Raw genomic sequence first — 7,817 nt, 5'->3', positions numbered from 1 at the left:
TCAAGGCGCTGTTGCGCCAGGCAGCGGCGCGCACCAAGGAGGCACTCTGGACGACCATCGGAGAAATGCTCGATCGCTTCCCGGCGGACGAGTGTCAGAACTATCTCAGCAACTGCGGATACGAGTTCACCTAAATCGAATCCGCTCTAGCCGGACGCGATACCCCTGGCCATTACCTACATTGTTGCGGTGGTCTGCGGATGCCATCGTTCCAAGTCGCAAGCTGGATCGTCATTCTCAAGCGCCCGGATTTTTTCCTCGACCAGATCGGCAAGTGCGCTTTTCGGGCTTGCCGCGCGCAACTGGCTTACGGCGTCCCTGATCTGCTTCAGATCGAAGGGTGACAGCTTGGTTTTCCCTTGCCCATCGAGCTCCTGATTCGAAGTCATGGATGGTCCTCCGTCCGAACTGACGGGGATTACGGTAGGCGTGGCCGTTTGTTCGCTGCATTGCGGGATAATTACAATTCCGTAATGCGATCGGCAGGATCGGGACAGAACTCGCCGAGCTCACCTCAAGCGACAGGCTTCAGATCGCCAAGGACCGTCGGGATCAGCTCGGAGACGGTCGGGTGGATCGGCATGGCCCATTGCAGGGTGGTGTAATCCGCTCCGGCATTCATCATGTCCAGGATGCCATGGATCGCCTCGTCGCCGCCGGTTCCGAGAATGGCAGCGCCAAGGATTTTTCGGGTCTCGGCATCGGCGACGATCTTCATGAAACCCTTCGTCTCGTCCTTCTCGATTGCGCGTCCGACACGCGTCATGGGACGTTTGGAAACGAGAAGCTTGCGACCCGATTTGCGCGCCTCGGTTTCCGTCATGCCGACGCGGCCGAGCGGCGGATCGATATAGAGCGCGTAGCCCAACAGCCGGTCGCTGACCCGCCGCGATGCGCCGTCGAGCAGATTGGCGGCCACGATCTCGTAATCGTTATAGGCCGTGTGCGTGAAGGCGCCGCGACCGTTGCAATCGCCCAGGGCCCAGATGCCCGGAGCGCCCGTTGCAAGAGTATCGTCGACCTCGATATAGCCCCGCGCATCGACCGCGACACCGGCTTTGTCGAGGCCGAGATCGTCCGTGTTGGGGCGGCGTCCGACGGCGAGCAGCACATGAGAGCCGACCACGACCGGATCACCGGAGGTGCAGTCCACATCGACTGCCACGCCATCCGCGTGCGGCTTGAACCCGATGCAGGTGGCGTTGGTGCGAACCGTGATCCCCTCGGCTATCAGGATGTCGCGAATGGCTTCCGAGACATCCTCGTCCTCGCGGGCGATCAGGCGCGGCCCTTTCTCGACCACGGTCACTTGCGTGCCGAAACGCCGATACATCTGGGCGAATTCAAGCCCGATATAGCTGCCGCCGACCACGACGAGATGACGGGGGAGGGTATCGAGCTGGAGGATCGACGTGTTGGTGAGATAGGACACCGTGTCGACGCCCGGCATGTCGGGAATACTTGCGCGGCCGCCCACATTGAGGAAGATGCGCGGCGCCTTGAGCAACTCGTCGCCGACGCGGATCGTATTCGGTCCTTCGAAGTGAGCATGACCTTCGAGCACCGTCAGGCCATTCATGCCGTGCAGCCAGGTCTCGACATTCGTGCGCGCATGGGTCGAGACGGATTCGGCCCGGGCCTTGACGCGTTTCATGTCGATCGTGATGGGGCTCGCGATGGAAACGCCGAAATCCGGCCCCCTGCGCGCCAGATGCGCCGCATAGGCGCTCGCCACCAGGGTTTTCGTCGGCATGCAGCCGGTGTTGACGCAGGTTCCACCGAAGAGCTTGCGTTCGATGATGGCGACCTTCATCCCTGCGGCCGTCAGCCGCCCGGCGAGCGAAGGCCCCGCCTGTCCGGCTCCGACCACGATGGCATCGAAGTCTTTCGTCATGGCACCGCTCCCACGATCAAGACCGCACCCAAAATTGCAATGGCATCCTCGATCAAGGCGGCGGGACGATCCTTGCCGAAGGCGGCGGCAAGGCGCGCCCGGCCTTCGGCACCTCCGAGGGTCCCGATGATCCCGCCCACGGCTCCGGCGACGAGCCCGCCGAGGTAGGAACCGCTCTGCGCCGCAATTGCAGCGCCGCACAGGCCCCCGACGATGATCCGGGTCGCGAAGGGAAGCAGCGTCTTGCGGCTGGGCGTGGTGGGAAGCTGATCGCCGATCAGTTCGCCGATGGCGAGAACCGTCATGATCCAGGGGGTAAAACGATAGCCCAGGAAGGCGAGCCAGGTTCCCTCGAGATTGATGAAGCCGAGAGAGGCAGCCCAGCTGACGGCGGCTGGAGCCGTCAGCGCCCGCAAACCCGCGATCACGCCGATCAGGAGTGCCAAGACATAGACGACCATCGCTCTCCCCTGCTGTTTGCTTGAGCTTGCATGGCCGGGATGTCTTTTACAATCCTATGCGGAAGAGCATCGGGAGCACGGCAAGGCAGTGCTTGGGTCGGTCATCATCCCCCCTTTTGAAATTATCGCACTCACGCCAATGCGGGTGCATTCATGGCTTCCTGGGCGGCCGCGAGATCCATCCACATCACTTCCCAGATGTGCCCGTCGAGATCCTCGAAGCTCCGACCATACATGAAGCCGTAATCCTGCTTCGGGCCAGGATCGATCCTGCCGCCTGCGGCCGCAGCCTTGGCGAGGGTCGTGTCGACGTCATCGCGACTGTCAGCGGACATGCAGATCAGCACCTCGGTAGTCTCCTTGGCGTCGGCGATCGTCTTGGGCGTGAACTGGCGGAACTTGTCGTGCGTCAGGAGCATCACATGGATGGTCTCGGAGAAGACCATGCAGGCGGCGGTGTGGTCGGTGAACTGCTCGTTCTTCACTGCTCCCAGGGCTTCGTAGAAGGCGATGGACTTGGATAGGTCGCTGACGGGCAGGTTCACGAAGATCAGCTTGGGCATTGGGCCGCTCCCTCTTGGCTTGTGGTTTGACATTGATTCCATGCGAAGTTACAAATAGCAACTATGAAGTTAGAAAAAATAACTAAAAATTTGGACAGCCGCTCGAAGCGCCATTACGAGGATGCCTGCGCGACCGCTCACGCGCTCGATCTCGTCGGCGAGCGCTGGGCTCTTCTGGTGATGCGAGAGCTCATGCTGGGGCCGAAGCGGTTCAGCGACTTGCGTGAGAGCCTGCCCGGGATCAGTGCCAACGTCCTGACGCAGCGCCTCGAAGGGCTGGAAACTGCGGGTATCCTCGTGCGGCGCAAGCTGCCCCTACCCGCTGCGACCCAGGTCTACGAGCTGACGAAATGGGGTTATGAAAGCGAGCCGATCTTCCAGGCGATGGGCCGCTGGGCCGCACGCTCGCCGTCGCACGACCCGACCCTGCCGTTCAGCACGGCGTCCCTGATCTTGTCCATGAGAACGATGTTCGATGGGAAGCGCGCCGAGGGCATGGATGCTCGGATCGGCTTCCGTATCGGCGAGGAAACCTTCCTCGCCGATCTGGCCGATGGCCGGATCGAGATCGCCCATGCGCCGCTCGATCGGGCGGACGTGATCCTGACCGGGGCACCGCCGGTGCTCGCCGGCGCGATCTATGGCGGTCAGCCCCTGGAGATACTGGAACAGGCGGGTGCATTGACGATCGAGGGCGACCGCACCCTCGCCCGTCGCTTCGTGAGCCTGTTCCCTCTGCCGTCGAAGGCGTCGAAGCCTGCGTAAGTGTTACCGCAGCGTCTCGTCGAAGAATGTGAGCAGCCGTTTCCAGTGCCGCTCGGCGCCTCGCTCGTCATAGACGCCGTGGTCGGACACGGCCCAGCCATGAGCCATGCCGACATAGTTTTCGATGATGTGATCGATCTCGGCCCGCCGCAGCGCCTCCGCCAGAAGGGCCGATTGTTCGGGCGGGAAACTGCCGTCGACCCCGGCGCTGCCCACATAGACGCGGCCCTTGATCGTCGACACGTGCCGATGCGGACTGTCGGGGGCATCGCTTGCGAGGCGCCCACCGTGGAAGCTCGCCGCGGCCGCAATGCGTTCCGGATAGGCGGCAGCCGCATGGATGGCGCGGCTTCCGCCCATGCAATAGCCGACCGTTCCGATCCGGCCCGTGGCGCCGGCCTCCGTCAAGGCGGCGATGAACGCACCCGAGTCCCGTCGGGTCATGTCCTGGCTCGTGCCTTCGATCATGTTCCTCAACGCGCTGCGGGTCGGCTCTTCGGAAAAAGCCGTCTTGGCATCCAGGGGACCATAATCGCCGAAGCGATAGAAGAGATCGGGAACGAGGACCAGATAGCCCTCGCCGGCGAGACGCTCGGCCATCGTGTCGAGCGCGGGGCGCGGTCCGAACGCATCCATATAGAGGATGACACCTGCCGCAGGTTGACCGCTCGGACGGAACAATCCCGCCTTGGCGGTTCCGTCTTCAGTTCGGATGGAAATATCCTGCCTTGCCACGATGCTCTCCTCGCATTGGCGCTGTTCATGCCTGGAACCCTCACCGGAGGCGAGCGTTTTCTGCGCGCTCCTACGAGCGCATAGGAGCGCTCCTTCAAACCTGGCGGCGCGCGGTGATTTACCAAGGCGGTGACGATAAACCCTTCCTCGAAATCCGGTCGGGAGAAGTCGGGCAAGGAGCAGCCGCTGGTCCTGGTGCTCGGCGGCGGCAATGCGCTCGGCTCCTATCTGGCTGGCGCTTACGAGTCTTTTTTCCGGCAATCCATCGAGCCACGCTGGATCGTCGGCGGCTCGATCGGCGCTGTCACGGGCGCGATCATCGCCGGGAATGCGCCTGAAGATCCGCACCGCCTTCGTTATCTGGCCCTGGATCCGCAACAGGAGGCGGTATCGGCGCAGCTCGGAGCCGCGGCGGCGAGCGCCTGAATGTCAGGGACCGCCGGCCAAGGAGCCTACCACGGCCATCGTCAGTTCATCCAGGTTGACGCACCCTTCGATGGTGATCATCTCGGCTTCACCCGGCTTGACGCGAAGGCCCTGCTCGCTCGCCTCCGACTGGCGCTTCAGCTCGGCGACGATGGCCTCGCGCACCTGATGCTCGATGTTCATCGCTCGTGTCCTTTCGCCGCGACGCTTCTCGCAGTCGAACGTCGGGACTTGCAGCCCTGTTCCCATGTTTGCACGGCTTTAAGCCCGATTCTTCTGCCGCTCCTTCAGGTCCCTGAACGCCTGCGCGTCCATGGTGCCGCGCTCGTTGTTGCAAGCCGCGCAGGCCAGCACGATGTTGTCGCGGTCGAGCGGGCCGCCGAAGGCTTTGGGCTGCACATGGTCGAGGGTTGCAAGATCCGGAGCCCGCTTGATGCCATGTCCCGGCCGTCTCGCGCGAATGCCGCAATAGACGCAGCGTCCTTGGTCACGTTCAAAGATATCATTGAAAAACCTGATTCGCTGAGCTGCTTTCATATGGGGAAAACCTGGGCTCCTTTTATGTGGAACCGGAGGGAAGTCGGGTGGTTGCTCCTGCAAATGAGAAGGAGCAGAACGATGGTAGATGTCCGCCGCAGGAATCGGAACCCTTTCAACGATGACAACGGCTATGGGGACATGCCTCCGCGTGGAGCCGTCGGTTTTCGTAGCGAAGGACGGGAATACCCGGGCGGCTACGGCAGCGATGCCAACGAGTTTGCCGGCGGCGTGATCGATGATGGGCGTGGTGGACCTCCGGACGATGAAGGTCTCGATCCGGGTTACAGCCGTGATCGTTCCGGCCTGGGCGCCTTCGGCTCGCGCGATCCGAATGATCTCGAGGTTCGCTCCGGCGGAGACGATGGACGCTCCACCGGCGCCCATCGCGGGCGCGGGCCCAAGGGTTACAGGCGCTCCGACGAACGCATTCATGAAGATGTGTGCGAACGCCTCACGGAGGACCCGTTCATCGATGCGTCGAACATCGAGGTGATGGTGAAGGAAGGCGAGGTCACCCTCAACGGAACCGTCGCGAGCCGCGGCCTCAAGCGCCGAGCCGAAGATCTGGCGGAGCTGGCCTCCGGCATCACGCATGTACAGAACAACCTTCGCGTCGAAGGGGTCTGAACAGGGCAGAGAATCCCCTCCTGACAAGCCGTCACGGAACCTCGGGCGGCGGCATCGGGTGGATGACCGGCTTCTCGGGTTCCAGGGGTTGCTCGGGAAGGGGTGACGGAGCACTGGGGAGCACGGGCTGGGGCGTTTCGGGAGGAGCCGGCACGCTGGGGACCGGCTCGGTCGGCGGCGGCTTGGGATAGAACTCGTCCGGCTGCGGACGGCTGCTGGCGCTGAAGACGGACAAGAACTTCTCCCTTGCAACATTCTGTCTCTCGATCAACCGCCCAAGCTCGCGAAAGTTCTCCCCCGCACCTGCCGGTCACGAACGTGAAACCATAGAGTCAACCGGAGGCTTGACGTTACGGCCGTTTGCCTCCACGACGGCAAATGGAAATTGCAATCGGAAGATCCATGCGCGCAGCCCCATCCCTTGCCGTTCTCGCCGTTCTCATGATGGGCACGACTACGGCTCAGGCCGCCGATCTCTTCTTTTCGCCCGAGCCGATGCAGCAATCCACGGGTTGGATCGTGACGGTGAAGGGCAACCTCCGGGTCGGACCGCCCTATCCGGGTTCGGACGAATACAGCTTCATCGGCTATCCGTCCTTAAGCTTCCGCCGGGCCGGAACGGTCGAGCGGTTCAGCGCTCCCGATGACGGCCTGAGCTTCTCGTTCCTGGAGGAATCCGCCGTCCGCGTCGGCGTCGTGGGCCGTTTCGTGGGCGGGCGCTACCTTGAGGACAACCGGGAGCTCTTTGGCCTCGAGAAGGTCGACTGGGCGGTGGAGCCCGGCGTCTTCGTGGAATACTGGCCGCTTGAATTCCTGCGGGCCCGTGCCGAGATCCGGCGCGGCTTTGGCGGGCATGAGGGCTTCGTGGCCGATTTCGGCCTCGATGCAGTTCAGAAATTCGGAGCCTTCACGGTCTCGGTCGGTCCCCGCCTCGCGCTCGGCGACAGCGAGTTTATGCAGACCTACTTCGGCGTGACGCCCCTCGAGGCGGCGCTGAACGGACAGGTCACGCCCTACCGCCCGTCGGGCGGCATCACCTCGGTGGGTGCGACGGGTGCCATCAGCTACGACTGGTCCCAGCAATGGTCGACCACCGCCTTCGTGACCTATAAGCGCCTGGTCGGAGACGCGGCCGACAGCCCGATCGTCAAGCGCTTCGGGTCGGAGAATCAGTTCGGCGCCGGACTGACGATATCCTATTCGTTCGGCTACACGCCTTAACCGGCAGCAGCCTGCATCCAAAATGAAAAGAGCCGCCTCGCGAGGTGGCTCTTTCGTTGTGACGATCCGAATGCTCTTAAGCAGCGAGGCTCCTGGTGCCCGCTGCCTCGCCGCGATAGATGCAGCCTTCCGTGGATCCGGGCATGCCGCGCCTGAGCTCGACCTCTTCGAGGTTCGGGAACCGGTTTTTCACCAACCGCCAGATATAGGTTGTCACGTTCTCGAGCGAGGCGATGCCGATCTCGGGGTTGAGATCCAGATTGCCGTGATCCAGGCCAGAGCCGTGCTCGCCTTTGATTTCCTTGATGTAGTTCTCGACCTCATAGAGGTTGACCGGCCAGCCATAGATCTCGTCGACGGCGCCGCCGAAGGTGAGCTTGACGATGAAGGTGTGTCCGTGCAGCCCGGAATAGGGAGCCACCGAGTGCGCAGCTTCGAACGTAAATTCGCAGTATGTCTTCATTCATCATGCTCCCGTCGTCGATTCTCGTTCGTCGCTGACCTAAAGGCGCAGCTTACCGAACGCCGATTCATTCGGATTCTTCGCGTTTAGGCAATGGAAAATGTGCCTAGCACGTTTCGTTT

General features: G+C 62.6%; 13 protein-coding genes. 4 read left to right on the top strand and 9 right to left on the bottom strand.

All coding sequences use genetic code 11. The features are described 5' to 3' along the window. Window positions 1–176: 176 nt before the first annotated feature. From AB4097_RS12690 to AB4097_RS12675, 4 genes are all read right to left on the bottom strand, one after another. Window positions 177–389 (bottom strand): hypothetical protein, encoded by a 213-nt coding sequence (locus tag AB4097_RS12690; RefSeq protein WP_442040012.1) that lies wholly within the window; start codon window positions 387–389, stop codon window positions 177–179. 125 nt (window positions 390–514) lie between these two features. Beyond that, on the bottom strand, window positions 515–1,894 hold the full coding sequence (locus AB4097_RS12685; protein ID WP_442040010.1) for an FAD-containing oxidoreductase: 1,380 nt from the start codon (window positions 1,892–1,894) through the stop codon (window positions 515–517). Continuing rightward, window positions 1,891–2,355: a DUF4126 domain-containing protein gene (locus tag AB4097_RS12680; RefSeq protein WP_442040008.1), complete on the bottom strand. Its 465-nt coding sequence runs from the start codon at window positions 2,353–2,355 to the stop codon at window positions 1,891–1,893. Before AB4097_RS12680 ends, AB4097_RS12685 begins: the two co-directional genes overlap by 4 nt. A 131-nt stretch (window positions 2,356–2,486) precedes the next feature. Next, window positions 2,487–2,918 (bottom strand): VOC family protein, encoded by a 432-nt coding sequence (locus AB4097_RS12675; protein ID WP_442040006.1) that lies wholly within the window; start codon window positions 2,916–2,918, stop codon window positions 2,487–2,489. A 63-nt stretch (window positions 2,919–2,981) separates the two neighbouring features. Between AB4097_RS12675 and AB4097_RS12670 the strand changes: the two genes are divergently transcribed. Then, window positions 2,982–3,683 carry a winged helix-turn-helix transcriptional regulator gene (locus tag AB4097_RS12670; RefSeq protein ID WP_442040004.1) on the top strand — a complete coding sequence of 234 codons (702 nt, stop codon included), beginning with the start codon at window positions 2,982–2,984 and terminating at the stop codon, window positions 3,681–3,683. Window positions 3,684–3,686: 3 nt separating this feature from the next. Here AB4097_RS12670 and AB4097_RS12665 read toward each other — a convergent pair whose 3' ends face one another. Then, entirely contained in the window at window positions 3,687–4,418 is a 732-nt protein-coding gene (locus tag AB4097_RS12665) for a dienelactone hydrolase family protein (RefSeq protein ID WP_442040002.1), read from the bottom strand. 129 nt (window positions 4,419–4,547) lie between these two features. On the opposite strand from AB4097_RS12665, the gene AB4097_RS12660 reads away from it, so the two are divergent. Next, window positions 4,548–4,844: a patatin-like phospholipase family protein gene (locus AB4097_RS12660; RefSeq protein ID WP_442040000.1), complete on the top strand. Its 297-nt coding sequence runs from the start codon at window positions 4,548–4,550 to the stop codon at window positions 4,842–4,844. A gap of 3 nt (window positions 4,845–4,847) precedes the next feature. Here AB4097_RS12660 and AB4097_RS12655 read toward each other — a convergent pair whose 3' ends face one another. Further along, window positions 4,848–5,027 carry a hypothetical protein gene (locus AB4097_RS12655; protein WP_442039998.1) on the bottom strand — a complete coding sequence of 60 codons (180 nt, stop codon included), beginning with the start codon at window positions 5,025–5,027 and terminating at the stop codon, window positions 4,848–4,850. Between the two features lie 78 nt (window positions 5,028–5,105). Continuing rightward, a complete protein-coding gene (locus tag AB4097_RS12650; protein ID WP_442039996.1) occupies window positions 5,106–5,381 on the bottom strand; it encodes an HNH endonuclease in 276 nt (91 codons plus the stop codon). Between the two features lie 81 nt (window positions 5,382–5,462). On the opposite strand from AB4097_RS12650, the gene AB4097_RS12645 reads away from it, so the two are divergent. Next, the gene (locus AB4097_RS12645) at window positions 5,463–6,011 is read left to right on the top strand and encodes a BON domain-containing protein (RefSeq protein ID WP_442039994.1); all 549 of its coding nucleotides are present in this window, start codon (window positions 5,463–5,465) and stop codon (window positions 6,009–6,011) included. A gap of 31 nt (window positions 6,012–6,042) precedes the next feature. On the opposite strand, the gene AB4097_RS12640 is transcribed toward AB4097_RS12645, so the two are convergent. Next, window positions 6,043–6,246 (bottom strand): hypothetical protein, encoded by a 204-nt coding sequence (locus tag AB4097_RS12640; protein ID WP_442039990.1) that lies wholly within the window; start codon window positions 6,244–6,246, stop codon window positions 6,043–6,045. 167 nt (window positions 6,247–6,413) lie between these two features. Between AB4097_RS12640 and AB4097_RS12635 the strand changes: the two genes are divergently transcribed. Continuing rightward, a complete protein-coding gene (locus tag AB4097_RS12635; RefSeq protein WP_442039988.1) occupies window positions 6,414–7,232 on the top strand; it encodes a MipA/OmpV family protein in 819 nt (272 codons plus the stop codon). 76 nt (window positions 7,233–7,308) lie between these two features. On the opposite strand, the gene AB4097_RS12630 is transcribed toward AB4097_RS12635, so the two are convergent. Then, the gene (locus AB4097_RS12630; RefSeq protein ID WP_442039986.1) at window positions 7,309–7,695 is read right to left on the bottom strand and encodes a 6-carboxytetrahydropterin synthase; all 387 of its coding nucleotides are present in this window, start codon (window positions 7,693–7,695) and stop codon (window positions 7,309–7,311) included. Between the last annotated feature and the right edge of the window lie 122 nt (window positions 7,696–7,817).

This window comes from Microvirga sp. 2MCAF35, from assembly GCF_052115545.1.
In the GTDB taxonomy this organism is placed as follows: domain Bacteria; phylum Pseudomonadota; class Alphaproteobacteria; order Rhizobiales; family Beijerinckiaceae; genus Microvirga.
Note: the sequence above shows the minus strand (reverse complement) of the source record. Positions and strands in the feature narration are given on the sequence as shown.